The following is a 25,782-nucleotide window of genomic DNA, read 5'->3' as shown; positions in this document are numbered from 1 at the left end:
TCACCGCCTCGCAGACCTCCAGCGCGAAGTCCAGCTCGGTGTCGGTGAAGATCTCGGGGCTGTACTGGTAGCCGAACTCGGTCTCGGGGCCCAGCAGCTTCTCCGCGTACTCCATGACCAGGCGGGTGCCGTCGACGGCGATCTGCTTGATGTCGTCCTTGGAGCCGCGGAAGACGACCCGGCGGAAGACCGGCGCGGTCGCGTTGTACAGGTGCACGGTGGCCCGCCTGGCGCCCTTCAGGGACTCCACGGTCCGCTCGATCAGGTCCTCGCGGGCCTGGGTCAGTACGGAGATCGTGACGTCGTCGGGGATCGCGCCCTCTTCCTCGATGATCGAGCGCACGAAGTCGAAGTCGGTCTGGCCGGAGGCGGGGAAGCCGACCTCGATCTCCTTGTAGCCCATCGCCACCAGTTGGTCGAACATCCGGCGCTTGCGCTCGGGCGACATGGGGTCGATCAGGGCCTGGTTGCCGTCCCGCAGATCGGTGGAGAGCCAGCGGGGGGCGGCGGTGATCCGGTTGTTCGGCCAGGTGCGGTCGGGGATGTCGACCTGGTCGTACTGTCCGTACTTGTGGATCGGCATCTGGCTGGGCTGCTGGCGGTTCGCCATGGGGCGGTGGCTCCTCGGGATGACCGGAGTGTCCGGACGGAAGGACGGCCGACGCGCAACACCAAGCACCGCGGGGAGGGGGTCGGCCTCGACTACAGGCCCTCGCCGCGGCAGCTAAGGAGAAGCAGCCCGAAACGCATAGTGCTCCGCAGCCTAGCCGAGCCGCTGCTGTCGCGTGGGTCCGTATCAGTATGCGGGACCACCGGAGACAGGCCCAGGAAAAGCACCCCAATCGTGGGCCATACCACTCGAACCGTCGGATCAGCACTGTTTGTCACCGTTTTTCACCAATCATGGTTGCGGGTGGTGACACCGCCATGACGCAGTGCAAGGGTGCCGGGCATGACGACGAACGGGGGCTTCGAGCCCGTCTTCTGCACGGTCGTACCGCCGCATGTCCTGGACAGGCTGGCGCGCAACGACGACCCCGCACTCTCCGGTCCCGCCCAGCGCACCCTGGTGCGCGACAGCGAGCTGCGCGCCAGGCGCCGGGTGACCACCGAGTTCAGCCTGATGGCGGCCCCGGTGGCCAAGGCACCCTCCGAGCAGCCGCTGCGCACGATCTACGACGCCCGGCACGGCACCGACCTGCCCGGCACCAAGGTCCGCGCCGAGGGCGAGGACCCCGGCCAGGACGCCACCGTCAACCGCGCCTACGCCGGGCTCGGCGCCACCTTCGAACTGTTCCTGAAGGCGTACCGGCGCCACTCCATCGACGACGACGGCCTGCCGCTGGACGCCACGGTCCACTACGACGAGGGGTACAACAACGCCTTCTGGAACGGCGAGCAGATGGTGTTCGGGGACGGCGACGGCGAGATCTTCGTCGACTTCACCAACTCGATCGACGTCATCGGCCATGAACTGACCCACGGCGTCACGCAGTACACGGCCAACCTGACGTACTACGGCCAGCCGGGCGCCCTCAACGAGTCGATGTCGGACGTCTTCGGCTCGCTCATCAAGCAGTACTCGCTCGGCCAGACCGCCGCCGAGGCCGACTGGCTGATCGGCGCCGGACTGCTCGCCCCGGCCGTCACCGGCAGCGCCCTGCGCTCGATGAAGGCCCCGGGCACGGCGTACGACGACGACGTCCTCGGCAAGGACCCGCAGCCGGCGACCATGGACGACTACGTCCGCACCGGCCGCGACAACGGCGGCGTCCACATCAACTCGGGCATCCCCAACCACGCGTTCTACCTGGTCGCCACCGCCCTCGGCGGACACGCCTGGGAGAAGGCGGGCGTGATCTGGTACGACGTCCTGACCGGCGGCGAACTCTCCTCCCGGGCACTGTTCACCGACTTCGCCGGGCTCACCGTCAAGGCCGCGCGCGAACGCTTCGGGGACGGCGGCGACGAACTCCGGGCCGTCGAGAAGGCGTGGGAACAGGTCGGGGTGCGGATCCTGTAGTTCCGTACTACACAGAGACCCATGCGGATTCAGGTGAGGCGCACAGGCGGGTTCGCGGGCATCGAGCGGCAGGCCGAGGTGGACACCTCGGGGCGGCCCGACGCGTCCGAGTGGCAGGCCCTGGCCGAGCGGGCGCTGTCCGCCGGCCGGGGCCGGCCCCCCGCCGGGGTGCCGGACGGCTTCAGCTACGAGATCACGGTCGACGGCCGCACGGTCCACACGGCGGACCCGGGGCTCACGGAGGCCCAACGCGAGCTGGTGCGGCGGGTGTTGAAGGAAGGGGCGTGAGCACGTCTTGAGCCGTGACCGTTGACTTCCTTACCGGCCGGTACGGATGATCCGGGCCATGGCGACCGACACGCGCGACGAGACGAACCCGATGCCCCGGTTCCCGGCCAGCTTCCTGTGGGGGGTGTCCACCTCCGCGCACCAGATCGAGGGCGCGGTGGACGAACGCGGGCCCTCCGTATGGGACACCTTCACCGCCGAGCCGGGACGGGTGAAGGACGGCTCCACCGCGGCGGTGGCCTGCGACCACGTCCGCCGCTACCGCGAGGACGTAGCGCTCCTCGCGGACCTGGGCGTGGACGCGTACCGCTTCTCGATCTCCTGGCCGCGGGTGAACGCCCCCGGCGGCCTCGACTTCTACGACCGTCTGGTGGACGAGCTGGCGGCGGCCGGGGTCCGCCCGGTGCCCACCCTCTTCCACTGGGACCTGCCGGCCGAACTGGACTGGCTGGAACGGGACACGGCTTCACGCTTCGCCGACCACGTGGCGAAGGTCGTAGACCGCCTCGGCGACCGCGTCACACGCTGGATCACCCTCAACGAGCCCGCCGAACACACCCTGTTGGGCCACGCGCTGGGCACGCACGCGCCGGGTAAACAACTGCTCTTCGACGCACTCCCGGCCGCCCACCACCAGCTCCTCGCCCACGGACTCGCGGTACGGGCCCTGCGCGCGGCCGGCACCTTCGACATCGGCATCGCCAACAGCCACGGCCCGACCTGGCCGGCGTCGCAGGAGAGCGCCGACGTGGAGGCGGCGGCCTTCTACGACCTCCTCCTGAACCGCCTCTTCGCGGAACCCCTCCTGCTGGGCGAATACCCGGAGGGCCTGGGCGAGTTGATGCCAGGCGACGACATTGCGGGGGACCTCAAGATCACCTCGGAACCTCTCGACTGGTACGGCGTCAACTACTACGCCCCGACCCGGGTGGGCGCCCCGCAAGGCGCGGAGATCGAGTTCGGCGGCATCACCATGCCGGCCGAACTCCCCTTCTCCGTCCGCGAGATCGAGGGCGTCCCGGTCACGGACTTCGGCTGGCCGGTGGTCCCCGAGGCCCTCACGGAACTCCTGACCACCTTCAAGTCCCGCTACGGCGACCGCCTCCCCCCGGTGATCATCACCGAGAACGGCTGCTCCTACCCCGGCCTCGACGACCGCCCCCGCATCACCTACCTCGACACCCACCTCCGCGCCCTCCACGACGCGATCACGGCGGGCGTCGACGTCCGCGGCTACTTCACCTGGTCCCTCCTCGACAACTTCGAATGGGCGGAAGGCTACGAACGCCGCTTCGGCCTGATCCACGTCGACTTCGAGACCCAGCGCAGGACACCGAAGGCGTCGTACGCGTGGTTCCGGGAGGTGCTGCGGGCGCAGCGCTGAACAGGGAGTTCACGACACTGCGAGGGCAAATCCCGGCCGGGGGTTCCGTGAACTTCCGCACAGACACGTGACAGTTGGTGCACATAGTGTCGCTGGTGACCAATTGGCCCTGAACAGGGGGAAGTTCACGTGCAGAATCGTCTGATGTCGTTACCGCGCAAGTCGGCCGTGGTGGCCGCGCTGGCCGCCTTCACCGTCGCCGTTCCGACCGTCAGCGCGCTGGCGGCGGAGATCAACGGCAGCCGTCTGCCGTTCGCGGTCGCCACCGCGGGCAGCGCCGAGGACGGCAACCGCTGGTCCGGTCCGGGCTCCGGCCATGTCAAGGCGTGCGGTGACGTGCCGGTCAATGACACGCGGACGTTCACCGCGTCCGTGTGGCGGGACGTCTCGTGGTCGCCCGACCGCCAGATCACCACGGCGTCCCGCAGCTACGCGCAGGGCTACGGCTGTGGCGCCTACAAGGGCACCAGCACGTCCAACAAGTACTACACGAAGGTGAGCTGGGCCGCCGTGCCGGGCAGCCGGGGTGTGGGGTACGCGGCCGCCGAGAACTGATTCGGCCGGTACCGGTCCGTCGGCCGGGAAGACCCGGCCGACGGACCGGTAAGAAGAGACGTGCAGAAGACATCGCCCCCCCACAAACCCAGGAACACCCGTGTCCCTTGGCAATGACCCCGCCGTGGTCGCCGCCGTCGAACAGGTCAGCGTCCGCTACGGCTCACTGACCGCGCTCGACGACGTCTCGCTCGGCTTTTCGACCGGTGTGACCGGGCTGCTCGGGCCCAACGGTGCCGGCAAGAGCACCCTGCTCTCCCTGCTGAGCACCGCGCAACGCCCCGACGGCGGCACGGTCACCCTGCTCGGTGAGACGGTGGGCGCGGGCGGGCGCGGGGCCGTGCGCCGGGTCCGTGAGCGGATCGGCGTACTCCCCCAGTCCTTCGGCCACTACCCGCGCTTCACCGCGCTGGAGTTCGTCGAGTACGCCGCCTGGCTGCGCAAGGTCCCCGCCCGCGAGCGCCGCGACCGGGCCCGCGAGGCGCTGCGCCAGGTCGCCATGGAGAAGTACGCCGACCGCCGGATGGGGGCGCTCTCGGGCGGCATGCTGCGCCGTGTCGGCATCGCCCAGGCCGTCGTCAACCGGCCCGCGCTGGTGCTGCTCGACGAGCCGACCGTCGGCCTCGACCCGGCCCAGCGGGTCGGCTTCCGGGACCTCATCAAGGGGCTCGGGGAGACGTCCGCCGTGGTGATGAGCACCCACCTCGCCGAGGACGTGGCGCACACCTGCGACCGGATCGCGGTGCTGATGGAGGGCCGGGTCCGCTTCACCGGCACGCTCGCCGAACTGTGCGCGCTGCCCGGCGAGGACGGCACCGTGGAGTCCGGCTATCTGCACCTGGTCGGCACCGAGGGGGCCGTGCTGTGATCCGCATGCTGTGGACCGAGACGCGGCGCGGCGAGTCCCGGTGGATCGCCCTCCTGCTGGCGGTGATCGGCGCCTGGTACTTCCTCGGCGAGGACGCGGCGACCAGCGACTGGGTGGGCTGGTGGACGCAGAGCGCGGTCGAGGTCCAGATCTTCGGCGTGATGGTGATGGGCCCGCTGGTGAGCACCGGCGCCGCCTGGACCGCGGGCCGGGTACGCCGGCACCGCACCCTGTCCTGGGCCGAGACGGCCGCCCGCAGCGGCTGGGAGCAGAACGTCATGGTCTGGCTGTCCGCCATGGCCTGCGCGCTGCCCGTGTACGCCCTGTTCGCGGCGATGGCCTTCTCCCGCACCGCCGGGGTCAGCGCGGTCACCGAGCCGGTGTGGTCGCCGCTGCTGACCGGCGCCGCCGTGATCGGCCTCCAGACCGCCGTCGGGGTCGTGGTGGGCGTCCTGTCGCCGTCCCGGATCGCCGTCCCCTTCGTCGGCCTCGGCTGGTACGGCGTCCTGGTGGCCGTCGCACTGCTCTCCGACGAACGGTCGGCACTGCCGTGGGCGCTGCTGCCCGCGCTCGACGTGCACTGGGACATGGCGTTCCGGCCGAACACGGGCCGGCTGCTCACCGCGGCCGTCTGGTGTCTGGCCTGCGGTCTGCTGGTCCTGGCCCTGCCGGGGCTGCTGCGCGGACGGGCGGTGCGGCCGGCGCCCGGCATCCTGCTGCCGGTGGCGCTGGCGGCGGTGGTCGCGGCCGGGGCGCTGTTCACCTTCAGGGCGCCGCTGCCCGAGCTGTACTGGGCCCTGCGCAACCCGCAGCCGCAGCGGCCCCTGTGCGCGGCCGAGGGCGGGACGAAGGCGTGCCTGTGGCCCGCGGACCGGCATCTGCTGCCGGAGGTACGGGCGGCACTGCGCCGCGTCGAAGGAACCGTCGGCACGGTCCCCGGCCTGACCCGCGTCTACTACGAACGCGGGCTCACCGCCCCGCCCGGTGCGTCCCCGACCGCCGAACTGCCCGTCTACACGCCGGGGTTGGACCGGGAGGGGCTGACCCAGGACATGCTGGCCGCGTCCCTGCCCCAGCCGCCGGAGGGCTGTGGGCCGCATCTGATGAAGGAGATCGGGGACTACCCGGACACCTTCCTCTTCGAGGCGGTGGTCCGTGACCGCGCGAAGGTCCAGAACGGCTACTGGAGCGACGAGTTCGCCGCCGCGCTGGAACGCTTCCTGAAGACCCCCGTCGCCGCACAGGACCGCTGGCTCGCGGCCGCGGCCGACGACATCCGGTCCTGCCGCCCCGTCCCCGCACCACCACGGTGAACGGCGTGAGGCGCAGGTTTTTGTACACCCCCGAATCGCCCGCGCTGCGTGCGCTCCTGGGCTACACCCGCAGCCGCGACATGCCACGCGCGGCGCTGATCTCGCTGGCCGTCGCGGGCGTCGCCACGGTGTACGCGGGACGGCAGGTGCCGCTGCCACAGTTGCGTCAACTGACCGACTACAGCGTGCCGTTGGCGGCCGTGGTGCCGGTGGTGCACGCGGTGGTGCTCGCCGGCACGACGTTCTCGCCGATGGCCGACCTGGAACACACGGCGGCACAGCCGATGCGCCGGCACCGGGCGGTGCAGATGGCCGCCGTGCTGCTGTACGCGATGCTGCTGGCCGTACTGCCGATGACGGCGGGCGCGTCCGCGGACGTCACCATGGCCGCCGTCCGCAATGTCGCGGGCTATCTCGGCCTCGCCATGATCGGCGCCCGCTTCTTCGGCAGCGGCCTGGCCTGGCTGCCACCCCTCGCGATGCTCGGCCCCACACTGTTCGCGGGCGTCCGCTGGGACAACACCCCGGAACCCTGGGCCTGGTCCATCCACGGCCCCCACAGCACCCCGGCCGCGGTGACGGCGACGGCGCTGTGCGCCACGGGCCTGGCCCTGGCCGCCACGACGACACCTCGCCGCACGGAACGCGAGGAACGGGGCTGAGCCGGAGCCCCTCGCACCCCGGAGCAACGGGCACGACTGTCACACCGGGGTCCGCGGCGGAGCCTGCGGGGCCGGGCTGCCCCGCTCCCCGAGGCGGGCACGCCGCTTCCTCGGGGTCCGGGGCGGAGCCCCGTGGCGGTGCCTTTCGGACTACCGAGTCGGGCGGGTGGGTGGGAAAGAAAACGGGCCGGTCAGAAGCCCAGCTTGCGGAGTTGCTTCGGGTCTCGTTGCCAGTCCTTCGCGACCTTGACGTGGAGGTCGAGGAAGACCGGCGTGCCCAGCAGCGCCTCGATCTGCTGGCGGGACTTGATGCCGACGTCCTTCAGGCGGCGCCCCTTCGGGCCGATGATGATGCCCTTCTGGCTGGTGCGCTCGATGTAGATGTTGGCGTGGATGTCGAGCAGCGGCCGGTCCGCCGGACGGTCCTCGCGGGGCAGCATCTCCTCGACGACCACCGCGATGGAGTGCGGCAGCTCGTCCCGGACACCCTCCAGCGCCGCCTCGCGGATCAGCTCGGCGACCATCACCTGCTCGGGCTCGTCGGTGAGGTCGCCCTCGGGGTACAGCGGCGGGCTCTCCGGCAGCATCGGGATCAGCAGGTCGGCGAGGAGCGACACCTGCTGGTCGCCGACCGCCGAGACCGGCACGATCTCCGCCCACTCGATGCCCAGCTCCCGCCCGAGCTGGTCGATCGCGATGAGCTGCTCGGCCAGCGCCTTCGCGTCGACCAGGTCGGTCTTGGTGACGACGGCGACCTTCGGGGTCTTCTTGATCCCGGCGAGTTCCTTGGCGATGAACCGGTCACCGGGCCCGAGCTTCTGGTCGGCGGGCAGACAGAAGCCGATCACGTCGACCTCGGCCCAGGTGGTGCGCACCACGTCGTTCAGCCGCTCGCCGAGCAGCGTGCGCGGCTTGTGGAGCCCCGGGGTGTCCACCAGGATGAGCTGCGCGTCGGGCCGGTGCACGATGCCCCGCACCGTGTGCCGGGTGGTCTGCGGACGGTTCGAGGTGATCGCCACCTTCTTCCCGACCAGAGCGTTCGTCAGCGTGGACTTGCCCGCGTTGGGGCGGCCCACGAAGCACGCGAAGCCGGCGCGGTGGACGGTCTCGCCCGACCGCTCGGATGACTGGGTACGAACGCTCATGGCCCCCATTGTCCCTGATCCCCGAAGCCCTGCCGCACACACGAGCGGCCCCACGGCCGACCGCGGGCGACCGTGATCTTACGGTGCGCGCCGCCACCGCATACGATCACCGCGTCCCGGGCCCCGTGGGAAGGTCAGGCCGCTCGCATGAAGCTCATCACCGCCGTCGTCAAGCCGTACCGCCTCGATGAGGTCAAGACGGCTCTCCAAGAGCTGGGCGTGCACGGTCTGACCGTGACCGAGGCCAGTGGCTACGGCCGTCAGCGCGGCCACACCGAGGTGTACCGGGGCGCCGAGTACCAGGTCGACCTGGTGCCCAAGGTCCGGATCGAGGCCGTCGTGGAGGACGCCGACGCCGACGCGGTGATCGACGCGATCGTGGCCGCCGCGCGGACCGGGAAGATCGGCGACGGGAAGGTGTGGGCCGTACCGGTGGAGACCGTGGTCCGGGTCCGCACCGGTGAGCGCGGCCCGGACGCCCTCTAGCTCCTCCAGGGCACTCCGCGGCCCCGCAGTCTGATCACCGCGAACCACACCCCCGCCCCGACCGCCACCAGCAGCACCCCCGCCACCAGCCACGGCACCGCCACGAAGGACACGGTCGCCGACTCCCTGGTGTCCCGCGCGGTCGCCGTCAGCGTCACGTCCGCGTGGTCGAGCTGGGGCGCGTCCCGCCAGCGTTCGGTGAGGCGGACGCGCTGGCCGGGGAGCAGCTCGGAGGGGATCTCCGTCAGGTCGCGGGTCAGCAGGGTGCGGCCGAAGAGCCCCCGCGCCCGCAGCTCCACCTTGGGGTCCAGGGTGACGTTCCCGGTGTTGTGCAGGGTGTAGGAGACGGTGGCCGTGCTGTCGCCGAGGCCGGGCACGAGCGGCTGGCGGTGGGAGACGCGGACGTCCTCCACGGCCAGCGCCGGCAGGGTGGGCCCGCCGACCTGGAGGTAGACACGGGCGCCGACGGCCCGCCGTACCCCGAGCGCGACCGCGCCGTCGCCCGGGTCGATCCGCTCGTCGAGGGCGACGATCGCGCCGGGGTGGTCACCGGGCTCGGCGTCCTCGGGGACCTCGATGGTGACCGGCACGGTGACCGTCGCGCGGCCCGGCACGGTGACCCGGTCCTTCGCGGGCCGCGCCCACGCCCCCACGCCCCGCATCCGCTCCCCCTCCGACCGGACGGCGAAGCCGCCGTCCCGCGCGGTGTTGTAGGCGTCGGCGGCGTAGAGCCGGAAGGTGAGCGGCCGGCCGGTCTTGTTGGCGACGACGACCTCGTCCTCGACCGTCTGGCCGGGATCGGCGGTGACGTAGAAGTACGGGCGGGTGGAGACGGCCGAGGAGGCCGGGTAGACGGACCAGCTCCCGTTGTCGGCGGCACGCGCCGGTGCGGCGGACAGCACCGGGAGCAGGAGAAGGAACAAGGGGAAGAGGAGGGCGTACGGCTTGCGCAGCAGCATGGGTGCGGACCCCCGCGGGCGACGAAGGCGACGGAAGGGCGCGGTGGGCGGGCGGGTGCGGGCCGCTGGGACGGCCGCCCGCCACCGTGGGAGTGGCGCGGATCAGGTGAGCGTGAGCGTCAGGACGCCGGCGTAGGTGCCCGGGGGCGTGAACGCCGGTACGTCCAGGGAGAGTCCGGCCTTGACGGTGAACTCGCCGCCGGTGAGCGTGCCGTCCGGTGCGGACGCCAGGGTGGCTCCCGCGCTGCCGACGGCTCCGGCCGAGCCGGCCCGGCAGGTGCTGGGGCTGCCCGCCTTGGTGGTGCACTCGGGCGTCCAGCTCAGCTCGCCGGCGTCGATCTTGGCGCCGGCGCCGGTGAAGTCGGTGACCTTGCCGGTCAGGGACCAGCCGGCGGGTCCGCCGCGGTAGTCCTTGACGGTCACCGCGTTGAGGTCCCCGGTCGAGGCGTCGCCGGAGCCGAAGTCGACCGCGGACATCGCCACGGCGTCCCCGGCCTGGGACATCGACAGGGTGCCGGCCTTCACGGTGGTCGTCAGCTTCTGACTGCCCTCGGGCACGGGCTGGTCGTCGATGACGACGTACGCGACGGGCCCGGCGCCGAGGTCCGTGCTCCACGCGCCGCCCTCGTACGCCACCACGCCGGTGGTGGTGAGGTCGTTGACGACGAGCGAGCCCGAGACGGCGCCCTGCGCGTTCGCGGTCACGGTCGCCGTGTCCGCGGTCTGGGCGGCCCCGGAGCGTCCGGCGAGGGTGACCGTGGCGCCGGCCGTGAAGCCGGTGCCGGTGACCGTGACGCTCGCGCCCGGCGCTCCGGAGGCCGAACCCAGGCTGATGGCACGGGTGTTGGCCGGGGGGTTGTCCGCGGCGGTGACCGTCTCGGACACCGGGGCGGGCGGGTTGGTCACCGTGCAGGGGGTGTCCAGTTCCAGGATGTAGCTGGTGTGGATGTTGTAGTCGCCGGGCGAGAGGGTGATCGCGCCGGGCGTGGTGACGGTGAAGGTGCCGGTCATCGAGAAGGACGGGAAGACGCCCTTGCCGGGGACCGGCGGGTTCTTCTTGGGTCCCGTGACGGTGACGCTGCCGGACTGCGCGCCGCCGAGGGTGACCTTGCCCGTCGGGGTCATGATGTCGGCCGGCAGGGCGAGGTCGGTGGGGTTGCTGGCGGCGGGCGCGACCACCGTGTAGGTGACGGTGACGATGTCGCCGACCTGGGGGGTGGCGTCGTCGACCGTGATCTTGGCGGTGGTGGTGCCGTCGATCGGCGGGATGCCCGCGATCGGCGGCGGGACGCAGTGCGTGGGGAAGTCCACGTTCACGGCTGCGGCGGCCGGGACCGCCAGTGCTCCGCCCGCGGTGACCGCGAGCGCGGTCGCCCCGAGCAGTGACGCCCAGCGCCGTCTTCGGGACCGCGGGGAACTACAGGACGTGCGGGGTGTCGGACCCATGGGTGTGCCCCCTCCTCCGGGGTGCGGGCGCGGCGGCTCTTCCGCGCCGACAGGGGGCATTGAGGTGCGGATCGCCGGAGAAGTCAATGGACACGTCGATGTCAACTGATGGACCGTCAGCTTCCTGCTCCCGCACGGAAACTGACGGTCCGTCGGCGTCAGGGGCGCCGGTGTTCTCAGTCGAACACGAACGGGCCCGGCGACTGCGGCCCGGTCGCCGTACAGGTGACGGTGATCCCGAAGACGACCATCGTCAGCGAGCCGCCGTCGACGTCCAGGCTGTCCCCGGAGGCCACGGTGCCGTCGAGCGGGCCGACCGTGATCGGGTCGCCGATGGCCATCGCCGGGTTCACGGAACCGCTGAACACCCGTGCGGATCCGGCCGAGTTCGCCATCGTGAGCGTGGAGTCGATGCTGTCGGCGCCGATCGGGAGGGGCGCGGTGATCGCCGTGGACGACAGCGTGAGGGTGGCGGAGGTACCGCTCTGGGTGGCCTCCAGGGTGGCGGCACCGCCGCCGAACAGACCGCAGGACGCGGTGAACGTCGCCGTCGCGGGCGCGACCGCGAGGGCCGAGGGCGCGAAGGCCAGCCCGGCGGCCGCGAGGGCCCCGGCCAGCAGTGCCGCACCTGATCCGATTCGCTTGGCTCTCATGGGGAGTTCCGGCTCCTTCTCTGATGGGGGGAGACGGACGGCCGGAGGCGGATCGGGACGGGTGGGTGCGGGCACCGGCCCCGGTGGGGATCGCATCTGACGGTCCGTCGGAACCAACGGTTCCATTGATGCGCGAGGGACGGGACCCGGCAAGGGGGAAAACCGGCCTCGGGGCGGCCGGTTCCGTCAGCCCGCGGAGACCGTGCGGCGTACGGTGCCGTCCGCCGCGGCGAGATGCACCGGGGTGCCCGCCCCGCCGAGGTCGCGTACGGCGGCCAGGTCCGCCGCGTCGGCGTCCTCCGCCGCGGTGACCACCGCCGCCGCCTCCAGCGACCCGGCCCCCGAGGCCACGGCCATCGCCACGGCCGTACGCAGCGCGCTCAGCTTCAGCGACGGCAGGTCGACGGTGGCCGCGACATACGTGCGCCCCGTCTCGTCGCGTACGGCCGCCCCCTCGGGCGTGCCGTTACGGGCCCGCGCGGAACGGGCCAGGGTGACGATCTTGCGGTCCTCGGGGTCGAGCGCGGTGCTGTCGGTCATGCGCCGAGCATACGATCACCGGCTCGCGGTCACCGGCTCAGGGCCGGTCGAGGCGGAGCCGCTCGGCGCGCGGCAGCCCGGCCACCACCAGGTCGTAGGAGTCCTCGATCAGCTCCCGGACCAGCCGGTCGGGCAGACCTGCGTCGACCGTCACCGTGTTCCAGTGGCGTTTGTTCATGTGGTAGCCGGGGGCGATCAGACCGGGGTGCTCGGCGCGCAGCCGGACCGCGTCCTCGGGGTCGCACTTGAGGTTGACCTTCAGGGGCCGCTCGTCCGTCGAGCTGAGCGCGAACATCTTGCCCAGCACCTTGAAGACCGAGATCTCCGGGCGGAACGGGAACTCCTCCACGGCCTCGTTGAAGGACAGGCAGCGGGCGCGCAGCTCGTCGGGGGTCACTCCGGTCCGCCCTCCCCGGGCGGGCCCGCCGGGGCGACGGGCTCCACCAGCACCGTGACGATCTTGTTGCGGCGGCCGGCGGCGGCCTCCGCGGTCAGCCGCAGGACCCGCCCGTCGGGCAGGTCGACCACGCTGGACGCCCCGGCGATGGGCACCCGGCCCAGGGCCTTGGCGAGGAGCCCGCCGACGGTCTCCACGTCCTCGTCGTCGTACTCCTCCAGGCCGTACAGCTCGCCGAGGTCGGTGATGTCGAGGCGGGCGGTGACCCGGAAGCGGTCGTCGCCCAGCTCCTCCACCGGCGGCAGCTCCCGGTCGTACTCGTCGGTGATCTCGCCGACGATCTCCTCCAGGATGTCCTCGATGGTGACGATGCCGGCCGTGCCGCCGTACTCGTCGATGACGACCGCGACGTGATTGCGCTCCTGCTGCATCTCGCGCAGCAGGTCACCGGCGTTCTTGGTGTCGGGGACGAACGCGGCGGGCCGCATCGCCGTGGACACCAGGTCCGACTCGGCGTCCCGGCTGATGTGCGTCTTGCGGACCAGGTCCTTCAGATAGACGATCCCGACGATGTCGTCCTCGTTCTCCCCGGTGACGGGTATCCGGGAGAAACCGGAGCGCAGCGCGAGGGTCAGGGCCTGGCGGATGGTCTTGTAGCGCTCGATGACGACCAGGTCGGTGCGCGGGACCATCACCTCGCGGACCAGGGTGTCGCCCAGCTCGAAGACGGAGTGCACCATCCGGCGCTCCTCGTCCTCGATCAGCGACTCCTTCTCGGCGAGGTCGACCAGCGCCCGCAGCTCGGCCTCGGAGGCGAACGGGCCGCGCCGGAAGCCCTTGCCGGGGGTGAGCGCGTTGCCGATGAGGATCAGCAGCGAGGGGATCGGGCCCATGATCCTGGCCAGCGGCAGCAGCACGTACGCGGCGGCCGTCGCCGTGTTCAGGGGGTGCTGACGGCCGATGGTGCGCGGCGAGACGCCCACCGCGACGTACGACACCAGGACCATCACGCCGATCGCGGCGAGCAGCGCCGGGGCGGTGTCGTCGATCTCGCGCAGACACGCGTAGGTGACCAGCGCGGCGGCCGCCATCTCGCAGGTCACGCGGACCAGCAGCGCCACGTTGAGATAGCGGGTGGGGTCGGCGGCGACCTGCGCGAGCTTGGCGCTGCCGCGCCGCCCGGACCGTACGGCCTCCTCGGCGCGGAAGCTGGAGACGCGCGCGAGGCCCGCCTCCGCGCAGGCGGCGAGCCATGCGACGACGACCAGGGCGATCGCGCCGCCGACGAGGGCGGGGCTCATGAGACGGTCGGGGCCGGGGACGGGCCGGTCAGGCCCTTCTCCGCACGCCAGCCGTCCACGATGGCCGCCTGGAGGCCGAACATCTCGGCCTTCTCGTCGGGCTCCTCGTGGTCGTAGCCCAGCAGGTGCAGCACGCCGTGGACGGTGAGGAGCTGGAGCTCCTCGTCCATGGAGTGCCGCGTGGGCGCGTCCGCCCCCTGCTTGGCCGCGACCTCGGGGCACAGCACGATGTCGCCGAGCAGCCCCTGCGGGGGCTCGTCGTCGTCCTTCGACGGCGGCCGCAGCTCGTCCATCGGGAAGGACATGACGTCCGTCGGCCCCGGCAGGTCCATCCACTGGATGTGGAGCTGCTCCATCGCGTCGGCGTCCACGACGATCACCGACAGTTCGGAGAGCGGGTGGATGCGCATCCGCGCGAGCGCGTAGCGGGCGATGTCGAGGATCGCCTGCTCGTCGACCTCGGTTCCGGACTCGTTGTTGACGTCGATCGACATGGTGCTGGCTTGTCTACTTCCGCTTGGAACGGCCGCCCCGGTGGGTGCCGTTCTCCGTATCGTTCTCGCTGTCGTACTTCTCGTACGCGTCGACGATACGGCCGACCAGCTTGTGCCGTACGACGTCCTGGGACGACAGGCGGGAGAAGTGCACGTCCTCGACGCCGTCCAGGATCTCCTGCACCTGGCGCAGCCCCGACTTGGTGCCGCCGGGCAGGTCGACCTGCGTCACGTCACCCGTGATCACGATCTTCGAGTCGAACCCCAGCCGCGTCAGGAACATCTTCATCTGCTCGGGGCTGGTGTTCTGCGCCTCGTCCAGGATGATGAACGCGTCATTCAGGGTACGGCCGCGCATGTACGCCAGCGGGGCGACCTCGATCGTGCCCGCCGCCATCAGGCGGGGGATGGAGTCGGGGTCGAGCATGTCGTGCAGGGCGTCGTAGAGCGGGCGCAGGTAGGGGTCGATCTTCTCGTAGAGGGTGCCCGGGAGGAAGCCGAGGCGCTCGCCGGCCTCGACCGCGGGGCGGGTCAGGATGATGCGGTTGACCTGCTTGGACTGGAGGGCCTGGACCGCCTTGGCCATCGCCAGGTACGTCTTGCCGGTGCCGGCGGGGCCGATGCCGAAGACGACGGTGTGCTTGTCTATCGCGTCGACGTACCGCTTCTGGTTGAGGGTCTTGGGGCGGATGGTGCGGCCGCGCGAGGACAGGATGTTCTGTGTCAGTACCTCGGCCGGGGTCTCCTGGCCGTCACTCGTCCCGTTCTCACTCGCCCGCAGCATGGCGATCGAGCGTTCCACTGCGTCCTCCGTCATCGGCTGCCCGGTGCGGAGCACCAGCATCATCTCGTCGAACAGGCGCTGGATCATGGCGACTTCCCGCGGGTCGCCGACCGCGCTGATCTCATTGCCCCGGACGTGGATGTCGGCCGCCGGGAAAGCCGTCTCGATCACGCGCAGGAGGGAGTCTCCGGATCCCAGCACGGTCACCATGGGGTGCTGGGCGGGAACGGTGAACTGTGCTCTCGCCTTGCCCTGCGCGGGCGTCTGAGCTGTGGGTGTCTCAGTCATAGGCCGGCCCGAGGGCCTCTACGTCCTCCCGGATGCGACTCGCCTGCCACGAGGGCGGCCTGGCGTGTTCCAGGGTACGCCAGGGGGCTGACAACGCCGTAGGGCTTTTCTCGGGGGTCTCAGCAGCCCCTCGGCTACGCCGAGCGGCGGAAACCGATCGTGGGGACCGCGCGGCGCAGGGGCCAGGCGCTGGTCTCCTCGGGCGGGACCCGGCCGTCGAGGAACGCGTACCGGCGCAGGGCCTCGGGGTCCTGGCCCTCGACCGACTGGACCTTGCGCCACCAGGCGGCGATCTCGGACCAGCCGGGCGCGGAGAGGGACCCGCCGAACTCCTGGACGGAGAGCGCGGCGGTGAGCCCGGCGAAGGCGAGCCGGTCGGCGAGCGGCCAGCCGGCCAGGGTGCCGGTGACGAAACCGGCCACGAAGACGTCCCCCGCGCCGGTGGGGTCCAAAGCCTCGACGGCGATCGCCGGGACCTCGGCGGTCTCGCCGGTGCGGCCGTCCACGGCGTAGGCGCCGTCCGCGCCGAGGGTGACGACCGCGAGCGGTACGTGGTCGGTGAGGGCGTGGGCGGCGGCGCGCGGATTGTCGGTGCCGGTGTAGCGCATGGCCTCCTGCGCGTTCGGCAGGAACGCCTCGCAGTGCGCGAGGTCGGTGAGCCCCGCCAGGTCCCAGGCGCCGGTGTCGTCCCAGCCGACGTCGGCGAAGACACGGGTGCCGCGGCTCGCGGCCTGGGCGATCCACGGGTCCGTGCGGCCGGGCGCGAGGGCGGCCACGGCGGCGCGGGCGGGCGGCGGACAGGCGGGGGCGGGCTCCTCGGGGGGCGGTTCGTGGCCGTGCGAGACCATGGTGCGCTCGCCCTCGTAGGCCATGGAGACGGTGACCGGGGAGTGCCAGCCGGGGACCGTGCGGGAGGTCGACAGGTCGATGCCCTCGCCCTGTTCGAGGGCGTCCCAGCAGTACTCGCCGTAGTGGTCGTCGCCGAACGCGGCCGCGAGGGAGGTGCGCAGGCCGAGGCGGGCCAGGGCGGTGGCCATGTTGGCGACCCCGCCGGGGCTGGATCCCATGCCGCGCGCCCAGGACTCGGTGCCGCGCACCGGGGCGGAGTCGAGACCGGTGAAGACGATGTCGAGGAAGACGGTGCCGGTGAGGTAGACGTCCCACGGCGGGTCGTCGGGGGTGCGCAATCCGGCCAGGGGGTCGACCCCGGCGGCGCGGCGGATCCGGCGGTGAGGTCCCTCACCGGTGGGCGGTTCCCCTCCGGCGGACGCGATGGGCGCGGTGGACGCGGTCACGAGGCGCTCCCTGACATGGTGCGGTTCTGGCCAGTGTGCACCACGCCACCGACAACGGGCCGTGCGTCCCGTGTGAACCACCCGTGTGCCGGAAGGGAGGGGGAGAAGGCCGCGCGACCGCTACCAGCGCGGGACCGCCGGCGTCACCCAGTCCGGGTCGGCGACGCGCATCGCCGCCGTGTCGTCGCGGTCGCGCAGGGTGCCGTCGTCGTCGAGCCAGCGCCGGTGCAGCCGGTCCAGTCGCTCCCGGTCCAGCTCGACGCCGAGGCCGGGGGTGTCGGAGACGGTCACCCGGCCGTCCTCGAAGGCGATCCGCTCGGTCAGCACGTCCTCCGACTGCCAGGGGTAGTGGGAGTCGCAGGCGTGGCGCAGGCCCGGGACGGTGGCGGCGACCTGGGTCATCGCGGCGAGGCTGATGCCGAGGTGGGTGTTGGAGTGCATGGACACGTCGACGCCGAACGTGGCGCAGACGGCGGCCAGTTGGCGGGTGTTGCGCAGTCCGCCCCAGTAGTGGTGGTCGGAGAGGACGACCTGGACGGCGCCCCGGGTGAAGGCTTCCGGGATCTCGGCGAAGGTCGTCACGCACATGTTGGTGGCGAGCGGTACGTCGGTCCCGGCGGCGACCTCGGCCATGGCGGGGGTGCCGAGCGCGGGGTCCTCCAGGTATTCGAGGACGTCCCCGAGTTCCTTGGCGACGGCGAGTGAAGTCGCCACGCTCCAGGCGCCGTTGGGGTCGAGCCGCAGCGGGTGTCCGGGGAAGGCGGCGGCGAGGGCGCGGACGGCGGCGATCTCCTGATCGGGCGGGAACACACCGCCCTTGAGCTTGAAGGAGGTGAAGCCGTGGCGCTCGGTGAAGCGGCGGGCCTGGGCGACGATCCCGGCCGGGTCGAGGGCGGCGCCCCAGTCGTCCGGCTCGCCCGGCACGCCGTCGGGGTGGGCGGCCCACTTGTAGAACAAGTAGGCGCTGTACTCGACGCTGTCGCGGACCTTGCCGCCGAGCAGCGCGTGCACGGGCAGTCCGAGCGCCTTGCCGAAGGCGTCGAGGCAGGCGACCTCGAAGGCGGAGACGACGGACAGCCGCAGCTTGTCGGCGGTCTGGACGCCGCGCAGTCCGCCCACGTCGACCTGTCCGGAGATCCGGGAGCGGTCGACGGCGAGTTCGTCGGCGAGGGTGAACAGCCCGTTCAGGTCGCTGACTTGACGGCCTTTCAGGCGTTCCGCGAACGGCCGTGCCAGTTCGAGGTACTTGGTGTCGCCGTAGGTCTCGCCGACGCCCGTGGTGCCGTCGGCGGTGACCACTTCGACGATCAGCCGGGGGGTGTACGGCTGGTGCACGCCCTGGGTGTTGAGCAGCGGCGGGTCGGCGACCAGGATCGGAGTCAGCCGGACCTCGGCGACGGTCAGGTGCGCGGCGGTCAGATGCGCGGCGGTCACAGGGTGGCTCCTACGAGGTCGAGTCCGGCGGTGAGCAGGGTCCTCAGCTCGGCGAGGTCGGCGGCGGTGGGGTCGGTGAGCGGGGCGCGGACCGGGCCGACGGGGGCGCCGCGCAGCCGGGCTGCGGCCTTCACCAGGGACACCGAGTACCCCGGCACCCGGTCGCGCAGTTCCACGAACGGGACGTAGAAGTCGCGCAGGAGTTTGTCGGTCGTGCCCCGGTCGTCCGAGGTCAGGGCGGTGAAGAAGGCGTCGGCGATCTCGGGGGCGAAGGCGTGCACGGCCGAGGAGTAGGCGGGGACGCCGACGGCGGCGTAGGCGCGGGCCTGGATCTCGGCGGTGGCGGCGCCGTTGAAGAAGAGGAAGCCCTCGGGGGCGGCCAGGGTGAGGCGCTGGAGGCGGTCCAGGTCGCTGTGGCCGTCCTTGAGGCCGATCACACCGGGCAGGGCGGCGATGCGCCGCAGCGAGCCGGGGGTGAAGGCGACCTGGCCGCGCTGGTAGGCGACGAGCGGCAGCCGGGTGCCGGACGCGATCCGCTCCAGTTGGGCGACGAGACCGTCCTGCGGGGCGGCGACGAGGTAGTGCGGCAGGACGAGCAGGGCGTCGGCGCCCTCCTCCTCGGCGATCCGGGCGAAGCGCAGGGCCTGGGCCCAGCCGTAGCCGGTGCCGGCGACGACGGGGACGCGGCCGGCGGTCTCCTCGACGGTGATCCGTACGACCCGGCGGTACTCGTCCTCGTCGAGGGAGAAGAACTCGCCTGTGCCGCAGGCGGGGAAGACGGCGCCGGGTGCGGCGGCGAGCCGTCCGGCGAGGTGGGCGCGGAAGCCGTCGGGGTCGAGCGAGCCGTCCGCGCGGAAGCTGGTGAGCGGGAAGGAGAGGACGCCTCGCGCCATGCCCTCCCGCAGCCGCCGGACCGTGTCGGTGTCGAGGCCCACGCTGTCTCCCCCTCCGGACGTCATCCATGTATGAGAATGAAGGTTAGATACATGAACACGGGTCGTCAAGGACGGGCCAACGGCGAGACCCCCACGCGGGAGCCGCGTGGGGGTCGGTGGAGTGGAGCCGGAGCCGGACGTCCTACCGGGCGGTGAGCGCCCGGCGGCGGACGTACCAGCCGCCCGCCGCGAGGAGGAGCGCCAGGCCCGCGACCGTGCCGACGGTGGCACCGGTGGAGGCGAGGCTGCCGGAGGAGCCGGTGGTCGTCGTACCCCCGGTGCCGCCCGCGCTGCCTGTTCCGCCGGTGGAACCGGTCGTGCCGCCCGACGAGCCGCCGCCGGTGGTGCCGCCGTCCGTTCCGCCCGTCGAACCGCCGCCCGTCGAACCGCCCGTGGAGCCGCCCGTCGTGCCGCCGTCGTCCGTGTCCACCGGGGGCTGGCCCACGAAGCTGACCGGGACCTTCACGTCCTGGGAGCGGTCGCCGGACAAGGTGTGGTCGGCGCGGGTGGCCAGGACGCAGGTCTGCTTGAAGCAGTCCGTGAACTCGTCCTTGGCGTCCACGGTCAGCTCGACCGAGAAGCTGCCGCCCGCGCCGTACGGGGTCGCCAACTCCTCGCCGTAGTCGGGCGGGTTGGAGGAGATCCACGCCGAACTGTGCGAGGAACCGGTCATGTCGACGCCGCCGACGCAGGGAGTGGGCAGTTGGCCGGGGCCGTTGTCGACGCACAGGGCCACGTAGATGCCCTTCTTCTCGTCGTAGCCGGACCCGGTGATCTTCAGGACCTGGTCCTCGGTGGCGAGGTTGTTGACCGGGGTGACGGTGAGCTTCTGGCCCTGGGAGCCGGTGACGGTCCTGGTGCCGGACGGCTTCTCGTCGCCGTCTCCGTCACCTCCGCCGGTGCCGCCGTCGCCGTTCCCGGCCTCCTTCACCGTGAGCGTGAACTCCGCCGTGCGGGTCGTGCCGGAGGTGTTGGTGAAGGCGACGCGGTAGCGGTAACCGTCGTGCGCGGCGCGCGCGGTGAAGGAGTACGTGTTGCCCGTCGCACCCGCCACCGTGGTCCAGGTCTGGCCGCCGTCGGGGCTGACCTCCCACTTCAGGGTCGGTGTCGGGGTGCCCTCGGCCGCCGCGACGAACGTGACCTGGTCGCCCGCGAACACCGTGCGGTCGGTGGGGGTCTGGGTGACCTTCGGGGAGACCCGGCGCTCGTAGGCGAGGACCTTGCTCTCGGCGCCGTCGGTCAGATAGACCGTGCCGCCGCCCGGGACGACCGCGAGGCCCGCGTAGGCGTTGACGCGGTTGCCGGGCAGCGCGGCCGGGGTGGCCGCCGGCCGGAACGTGCCGCTGTCGTACACCTCGAGGAGGCCCTTCTGGTCCGCGCCGTCCTCCTCGTTGCCGTAGTCCTCGCGCAGCACGAACGCCTGGTGCGTGCCGGCGTCGAAGGCGATCGCGGTGGGCATGTCGGTGCCCTTCAGCTCCGCCAGCGGCTCGCCGTCCTTGTCGAAGACGAACACCGAATAGCCGGACCCCGCCCAGACGTTGCCGGTCGCCGGGTCGACGGCGGTGACGTACGACTGCCCCTGGGGCAGGTCGAGGGTGGCGGTGAGGTCGAGGGCGGTGTCCCCGGCGGTGCTCACCCGGAACAGCTTGCCGTTCACGGTGTCGGAGACCCAGGCCAGACGGCGGGCCGGGTCCACGCCGAGGTGGCCGCCGCTGCTCGGCAGGGTGACCGTGCGGAGGACCTTCCCGGTGGCGTACTCGACCTCGGAGACGACCGCCCCCTGGGCGATCAGCACGCTGCCGTCGGTGGTGCCGGGTCCGGTGCCGGTGATGGTGCCCCCGGCCGGCCAGACGCCGGTCGCGGCGGAGTCGCCGGTCTTCGCGACGCCGATGCCGCGCACCGGGTACTGGAAGACGACACCGTCGCCGGGCAGCGCCTTGACGAGCCGCTGGACGACCCGCTGGGCGAGGGCGCCGGTGGTGCCGGGTGCCTGCGGAATGTAGGAGAGCACCTTGCCGTCGGCGGGGTCGAGGACGTACAGGCCGGACTCGTTGACGGACCCGGTGTCGACCGTGTTGCCCGAACCGACGTACAGGCGGCCCGAGTCGGGGTGCAGCAGCAGGGACAGCGGCATGCCGGCGGCGGTGAACTCGGCCGAGCGGACATAGCTGACGGTGCCCGGCGGGACCTCCTCGCCCTCGCCGCCGTCCCCGCCCCCGGGCTCCTGGCCCTCGAAGGCGACGGGGATGCGGACGTCCTGGGAGCGGTCGCCGGTGCCGTTGTGGTCGACGCGGGTGACGACCGAGCAGGCGACCTCGGTGCAGTCCAGGCCGTTGTCCTTCGCCTTGACGTCCAGTTCGACGTCGAAGGTGCCGCCGGGGCCCCAGACCTCGGCGACGCCCGCGGGCGCCTCCGCGGAACCCTCCGGGACGATCCACTTCGAGGCGCCGCTGCCGCCGGTCTGGTCGGCGCCGCCGAGGCAGGGCGTGGGGATGCGGTTGTCTCCGTTGTCCTTGCAGAGGGCGACATAGACGCCCTTGGTGACGTCGTACCCCTCGCCGGTGACCCGGAGGGTCTCGCCGGCCGGGTCGAGGTTCGCCGAGGCGGAGACGGTGAGCTTCTGGCCGTGCGCGCCGAGGGCGGTCCTCGGCGTGTCGGCGGCCTGCGCGACCGGACCCACCGTGACGGCCGTGACCGCGGCGGCCACCAGGGCGGCGGCGCCGAGCAGCGCCGCCGGGCGTCTGTGCTGCATGGGAGTGTTCCTCACTTCTCGCGTGCGCGCGACGCGCCGCCGAACGCCGAGGGGGCCGGACCCCGCCGCGCGAGGTCCGGCCCGGCCGGAGTTCAACAGGCCGTCACTGCAAGGTCGTTGCGCCGACCGTCACTGGAAGGTGATGGGGGCGTGCACGTCGTACTTGCGGTCGTTGGTGTCGAAGTGGTCGGCGCGGGTCACGATCGCGCAGGTCACGTCCTCGCCGCAGACCCGGCCGTCGTCGAGGGTGGCCTTGACGTAGATCTGGGCGCTGAAGGTGCCGCCGCTGCCGAAGGTGGAGCTGTTGGCGAACAGACCGCCGAAGACGTTGTTGACCCAGTGCGAGGCGCCGGTGGAGCCGCTCTCGTCCTGGCCGCCGAGACACGGGGTCGGCTTGTTGGCGCCCGGCACGCCGTCGACCACGCACAGGCCCACGTAGATGCCCTGGCTGCTGTTGTATCCGGAGCCGGTGACGGTGATGACCTGGCCCGACGCGGAGGCGGTGTCGGGGGCGGTGAGCGACAGGTTGTAGGTGGTGCCGCCGTCGGTGATCGTGCGGGTCGCGGTGGCCGCGGAGGCGGAGCCGGCCAGGCCCACGGTCAGCGCGGCGGAGGCGGCGACGGCGAGGGCGGCACGGGCGGCGGTGCGGGGGGTGGGGACTCTCATGACGAGACCTTTCCGGTCGTGGGGTCCGAACTTCGCCAGTTCGAACTTAGGTAAGGCAAACCTAAGTACGAATGCGGGTCGTTTGTCAACGGAGTGCAAAAACCCCAACTCACCTAGGACGCAGGAGAGTTCGGGGCAGCGGTGACCGAGAACGCGACCTCGGCGACGGCCTGCTCACCTCCGACGGCGGTCAGGACAACGGTGTGTTCGCCCTCGGCGGCGTTGGCGTACACCGGGAAGGCCCGCGCGAACCGGCCCTCCGCGTCCGCCACCGCCTGGTACCGGGTGTCGCCGTCGATCGCGACGAGCACAACGGCACCGGGCGCGAACCCCGCACCGGTGACGGTCTGTTCGGCACCCGCGGCGAGGGCGGGCCGGGCGACGACGGCGGCGGGTCCGCCCCCTTCGTCCTCGGCGGGGTCCGGCGCCGCGGAAGCGGGCGACGGTTCCTCGGCCTCGACACTCGGCGACGCCTGAGGCACGGGGGATTCCCCCCGCTCCGTCCCCACCGTCACGTCGAACGCGCCGAACGCGTCCCCGGCCGTGAACCCGCCCCCGCTCCAGTCGGACAGCAGCGCCGCGCCCTCCTCGGTGAGCGAGGCCCGCAGTCCGCTCCAGGTGACCCCGGTGGCCCGTACGGCGGGTTTCACCTCCGCCACCTCGGCCACCTCGGCCAGGGCCAGTTCCCGGGCCCGCCCGTCGACGACCGTACGGGCGTACAGCGCGCCCTCCTCACCGGTCAGCCGCAGCCGCAGCCCGGCGAGCACCAGCGGCGCCCGCCCCGGATCGCCGAGCCGGGCGACACCGCCCAACGTCACCTCGGCGGCGCCGGTCCGCGGATCGGCGGTCCCGCCGAGAGCGGGGAAGGAGCCCCCGCCGGACGCGGTCGGTACGGCAGGTGCCATGACGTCGAACGAGACGCCACCGGCGGCCGGAGTCCAGTCCGCACGGCCCCCGGAGACCGCCTCGGACGGCTCCTCGCCGGCCACCGCGGTCGGGGCACTCAGCGCGAACAGGGCACCGGCCACCAGGGCGACGGCGCCGGGTCTCTTCACCATGTTCAGTTCTCCCTCTGGAAGGTGAGGTTGCGTCGGCGCACGGCGAAGCAGCCGGTCCGCGCCGGTGTCGATGTCGGAGGCGGCCGCCTCAGCTCGTGCGCGAAGCCCCGGCGGATCCGGTCCTGCGGCGGCGCGCCCAGAACCAGGCGCCCGTGCCCGCCGCCACCAGTCCGGCGGCGGTGAGTCCGACGGGCAGCGCGAGGCCGGAGCCGGTGATCGCCATGGAACCGTCGGTCGTGCCGGAGGACGGGGTGGCGCCGGTGCCGCCGGTCGCGGTCGCCGGCGCCGTCGTGCTCGCGCCCGGAGTCGCCGAGGCACCGGACCCGCCCGTACCGGCCCCCGTCGAGGCGCCGCCCGACGCGAAGGTCACCGGGATGCGCACCGTCTGGCTCTGGTCGCCACCCCGGGTGTGGTCGTTGCGGGTGATGACGGCGCAGGTCACCCCGGACGCGGTGCAGTCGGTGTTGGCGTCCTTGGCGCGCACGGTGAGTTTCACGCTGAAGGTGCCCTTGTGGGCGCTGCCGCCGTAGGGCTTGGCCAGCCCCTTGCCGTAGGAGGGCGGGTTGGAGGAGATCCAGGCGGAGGCGCCGGACTCGCCGGACATGTCGACGCCGCCGACACAGGGCGTGGGCGTCTTCCCGGCGCCGTTGTCCACGCAGAAGGCGACGTAGATGCCCTTCTCCGTGTTGTAGCCGGAGCCGGTCACGGTGACCGACTGGCCGGCGGGGTCGAGACCGGACGAGGCGGAGACGGAGAGTTTCTGACCCTCGGGGCCGGTCGCCGAACCGCCCGCGGCCACCGCCGGCGAGGCCGCCGGGAGCAGCAGGGCGGACGCCGAGGCGACTGCGAGAAGACAGGCAACTCCGTTACCGCGCAGGCCACTTGGCCTCTTCATGGACAACCCCCACCACGCGACACTAAGGGAAGCCTAACCTAAACTAATATTCAATCGTGTGCCAGCCGAGAGGAAAGGAACGAGCCATGCGCGCATCCCGGAAGGGCCGGCCGTCAGGGCGTGGACCGAGGAGGGGCCTCGCCGTCCTCGGGCTTGCGCTCGCCCTGCTGACCGGGGCCTGCGCCGGCGGCTCCACCAAGGGTCAGGAAGGCGCCGGGGCGACCCCGACGTCCGCGAGCGCCCGCGCGGCCGCCGCCGGGAAACAGCTCGCCGCGAACACCCTCGTCCCGCTCGAAGGCAAGGCGCCCGTACCGGAGTTGCCGGTGACCGTCGACTCCTCCGACGGCCGGAAGGTGACGGTGACGGACGCCTCGCGCATCCTGCCGCTCAACGGCGGCGTCGCGGAGATCGTGTTCACGCTCGGGCTCGGTGACCGGGTCGTGGGCCGGGACATCACCGCCACCTTCGAGGAGGCGAAGAAGCTCCCCCAGGTCACCAAGGCGCACGACGTGAGCGCGGAGAACGTGCTGTCGCTGCGGCCGACGGTGGTGCTCGCCGACACGGACACCGGCCCCAAGGAGGCCGTCGACCAGATCCGGGACGCCGGTGTCCCCGTCGTCGTCCTCGACCCGGCGACCAAGCTCGCCGACGTCACCACCCGCACCACCCGGATCGCCGAGGCGCTCGGCGTCCCGGCGGCCGGGAAGGCGCTCAACGCGCGCATGAGCACCGAACTCGCCGCCGCCCGCGCCGCGGTGCCCGCCGGGAGCAGGCCGAAGGTGGCCTTCCTCTACATGCGCGGCAGCGCGGCCGTCTATCTGATCGGCGGCAAGGGCTCGGGCGCCGACTCGCTGCTGGAGGCGGCGGGCGCGGTCGACGCCGGCACGGACGCGGGCCTGGACCGGCCCTTCACCCCGATCACCACCGAGGCGCTGGCCGCGGCGCAGCCGGACGTCATCCTGATGATGACCAAGGGCCTGGAGTCGGTCGGCGGACTCGACGGCCTCCTCAAGGTCCCCGGCATCGCGCAGACCCCGGCGGGCATGAACCGCAGGGTCGTCGACCTGGAGGACGGCGTACTGCTGAGCTTCGGGCCGCGCACCCCGCTCGTCATCGACATCCTGGTGGACCGCATCCACCAGGGCTGACCGGCGGCGACGG

At 72.2% G+C, this 25,782-nt stretch carries 25 protein-coding genes and 1 pseudogene; 9 read left to right on the top strand and 17 right to left on the bottom strand.

All coding sequences use genetic code 11. From position 1 onward, the window contains the following. A pseudogene (locus G6W55_RS21725) lies at nt 1-610 on the bottom strand (2-isopropylmalate synthase); the annotation flags it as partial. A 342-nt stretch (nt 611-952) separates the two neighbouring features. On the opposite strand from G6W55_RS21725, the gene G6W55_RS21720 reads away from it, so the two are divergent. The 7 genes from G6W55_RS21720 (at nt 953) to G6W55_RS21690 (ending at nt 7,093) form a co-directional block, all read left to right on the top strand. Further along, nucleotides 953-2,023 (top strand): M4 family metallopeptidase, encoded by a 1,071-nt coding sequence (locus G6W55_RS21720; RefSeq protein WP_175522502.1) that lies wholly within the window; start codon nt 953-955, stop codon nt 2,021-2,023. Nucleotides 2,024-2,044: 21 nt separating this feature from the next. Next, nucleotides 2,045-2,311, top strand: a complete 267-nt coding sequence (locus G6W55_RS21715) for a protealysin inhibitor emfourin (RefSeq protein WP_175522501.1) — start codon at nt 2,045-2,047, stop codon at nt 2,309-2,311. A 58-nt stretch (nt 2,312-2,369) separates the two neighbouring features. Beyond that, a complete protein-coding gene (locus tag G6W55_RS21710; RefSeq protein ID WP_175522500.1) occupies nt 2,370-3,695 on the top strand; it encodes a GH1 family beta-glucosidase in 1,326 nt (441 codons plus the stop codon). Nucleotides 3,696-3,839: 144 nt separating this feature from the next. After that, a complete protein-coding gene (locus G6W55_RS21705) occupies nt 3,840-4,250 on the top strand; it encodes a hypothetical protein (protein WP_175522499.1) in 411 nt (136 codons plus the stop codon). Nucleotides 4,251-4,350: 100 nt separating this feature from the next. Continuing rightward, complete coding sequence (locus G6W55_RS21700; RefSeq protein ID WP_309243778.1) at nt 4,351-5,118, top strand: ATP-binding cassette domain-containing protein; 768 nt, start codon at nt 4,351-4,353, stop codon at nt 5,116-5,118. Nucleotides 5,119-5,123: 5 nt separating this feature from the next. Further along, on the top strand, nt 5,124-6,431 hold the full coding sequence (locus tag G6W55_RS21695; protein ID WP_175522498.1) for a hypothetical protein: 1,308 nt from the start codon (nt 5,124-5,126) through the stop codon (nt 6,429-6,431). Between the two features lie 5 nt (nt 6,432-6,436). After that, complete coding sequence (locus G6W55_RS21690) at nt 6,437-7,093, top strand: hypothetical protein (RefSeq protein WP_175522497.1); 657 nt, start codon at nt 6,437-6,439, stop codon at nt 7,091-7,093. Between the two features lie 191 nt (nt 7,094-7,284). On the opposite strand, the gene era is transcribed toward G6W55_RS21690, so the two are convergent. Beyond that, nucleotides 7,285-8,238: a GTPase Era gene (gene era, locus G6W55_RS21685; RefSeq protein ID WP_175522496.1), complete on the bottom strand. Its 954-nt coding sequence runs from the start codon at nt 8,236-8,238 to the stop codon at nt 7,285-7,287. 147 nt (nt 8,239-8,385) lie between these two features. Here era and G6W55_RS21680 point away from each other — a divergent pair, with 147 nt between their 5' ends. Further along, the gene (locus G6W55_RS21680) at nt 8,386-8,724 is read left to right on the top strand and encodes a P-II family nitrogen regulator (protein ID WP_175522495.1); all 339 of its coding nucleotides are present in this window, start codon (nt 8,386-8,388) and stop codon (nt 8,722-8,724) included. On the opposite strand, the gene G6W55_RS21675 is transcribed toward G6W55_RS21680, so the two are convergent. From G6W55_RS21675 to G6W55_RS21605, 15 genes are all read right to left on the bottom strand, one after another. Further along, nucleotides 8,721-9,677 carry a WxL protein peptidoglycan domain-containing protein gene (locus tag G6W55_RS21675; protein WP_254876369.1) on the bottom strand — a complete coding sequence of 319 codons (957 nt, stop codon included), beginning with the start codon at nt 9,675-9,677 and terminating at the stop codon, nt 8,721-8,723. The genes G6W55_RS21680 and G6W55_RS21675 overlap by 4 nt on opposite strands. A 108-nt stretch (nt 9,678-9,785) precedes the next feature. Further along, nucleotides 9,786-11,129, bottom strand: coding sequence for a beta-xylosidase (locus tag G6W55_RS21670; RefSeq protein WP_175522493.1), 1,344 nt, complete (start codon nt 11,127-11,129; stop codon nt 9,786-9,788). 176 nt (nt 11,130-11,305) lie between these two features. Beyond that, complete coding sequence (locus tag G6W55_RS21665; protein ID WP_175522492.1) at nt 11,306-11,782, bottom strand: hypothetical protein; 477 nt, start codon at nt 11,780-11,782, stop codon at nt 11,306-11,308. Nucleotides 11,783-11,968: 186 nt separating this feature from the next. Continuing rightward, entirely contained in the window at nt 11,969-12,322 is a 354-nt protein-coding gene (locus G6W55_RS21660) for a cytidine deaminase (protein WP_175522491.1), read from the bottom strand. A gap of 37 nt (nt 12,323-12,359) precedes the next feature. Continuing rightward, nucleotides 12,360-12,719 carry an MmcQ/YjbR family DNA-binding protein gene (locus G6W55_RS21655; RefSeq protein WP_175522490.1) on the bottom strand — a complete coding sequence of 120 codons (360 nt, stop codon included), beginning with the start codon at nt 12,717-12,719 and terminating at the stop codon, nt 12,360-12,362. Continuing rightward, nucleotides 12,716-14,020 (bottom strand): hemolysin family protein, encoded by a 1,305-nt coding sequence (locus G6W55_RS21650; protein WP_175522489.1) that lies wholly within the window; start codon nt 14,018-14,020, stop codon nt 12,716-12,718. The genes G6W55_RS21655 and G6W55_RS21650 overlap by 4 nt, the downstream gene beginning before the upstream one ends. Next, entirely contained in the window at nt 14,017-14,514 is a 498-nt protein-coding gene (gene ybeY, locus G6W55_RS21645) for an rRNA maturation RNase YbeY (protein WP_030779236.1), read from the bottom strand. Before ybeY ends, G6W55_RS21650 begins: the two co-directional genes overlap by 4 nt. A 13-nt stretch (nt 14,515-14,527) precedes the next feature. Further along, the gene (locus G6W55_RS21640; protein WP_175522488.1) at nt 14,528-15,586 is read right to left on the bottom strand and encodes a PhoH family protein; all 1,059 of its coding nucleotides are present in this window, start codon (nt 15,584-15,586) and stop codon (nt 14,528-14,530) included. Nucleotides 15,587-15,720: 134 nt separating this feature from the next. Further along, complete coding sequence (locus G6W55_RS21635) at nt 15,721-16,881, bottom strand: PfkB family carbohydrate kinase (protein ID WP_175522487.1); 1,161 nt, start codon at nt 16,879-16,881, stop codon at nt 15,721-15,723. 120 nt (nt 16,882-17,001) lie between these two features. Then, nucleotides 17,002-18,300, bottom strand: a complete 1,299-nt coding sequence (locus G6W55_RS21630; protein ID WP_217687209.1) for a glucarate dehydratase family protein — start codon at nt 18,298-18,300, stop codon at nt 17,002-17,004. A gap of 11 nt (nt 18,301-18,311) precedes the next feature. Next, nucleotides 18,312-19,250: a 5-dehydro-4-deoxyglucarate dehydratase gene (locus G6W55_RS21625; protein WP_309243777.1), complete on the bottom strand. Its 939-nt coding sequence runs from the start codon at nt 19,248-19,250 to the stop codon at nt 18,312-18,314. A 142-nt stretch (nt 19,251-19,392) separates the two neighbouring features. Next, on the bottom strand, nt 19,393-22,002 hold the full coding sequence (locus G6W55_RS21620; protein WP_175522484.1) for an immunoglobulin I-set domain protein: 2,610 nt from the start codon (nt 22,000-22,002) through the stop codon (nt 19,393-19,395). 129 nt (nt 22,003-22,131) lie between these two features. Then, a complete protein-coding gene (locus G6W55_RS21615) occupies nt 22,132-22,668 on the bottom strand; it encodes a hypothetical protein (protein WP_175522483.1) in 537 nt (178 codons plus the stop codon). 113 nt (nt 22,669-22,781) lie between these two features. Further along, nucleotides 22,782-23,726 (bottom strand): HtaA domain-containing protein, encoded by a 945-nt coding sequence (locus G6W55_RS21610; protein ID WP_175522482.1) that lies wholly within the window; start codon nt 23,724-23,726, stop codon nt 22,782-22,784. A gap of 88 nt (nt 23,727-23,814) precedes the next feature. Continuing rightward, a complete protein-coding gene (locus G6W55_RS21605) occupies nt 23,815-24,621 on the bottom strand; it encodes a hypothetical protein (protein WP_175522481.1) in 807 nt (268 codons plus the stop codon). A gap of 86 nt (nt 24,622-24,707) precedes the next feature. On the opposite strand from G6W55_RS21605, the gene G6W55_RS21600 reads away from it, so the two are divergent. Then, nucleotides 24,708-25,769 (top strand): hemin ABC transporter substrate-binding protein, encoded by a 1,062-nt coding sequence (locus G6W55_RS21600; RefSeq protein WP_175522480.1) that lies wholly within the window; start codon nt 24,708-24,710, stop codon nt 25,767-25,769. Nucleotides 25,770-25,782 lie beyond the last annotated feature (13 nt).

Source organism: Streptomyces sp. CAI-85, assembly GCF_013363615.1.
Lineage (GTDB): Bacteria > Actinomycetota > Actinomycetes > Streptomycetales > Streptomycetaceae > Streptomyces > Streptomyces antibioticus_B.
Note: the sequence above shows the minus strand (reverse complement) of the source record. Positions and strands in the feature narration are given on the sequence as shown.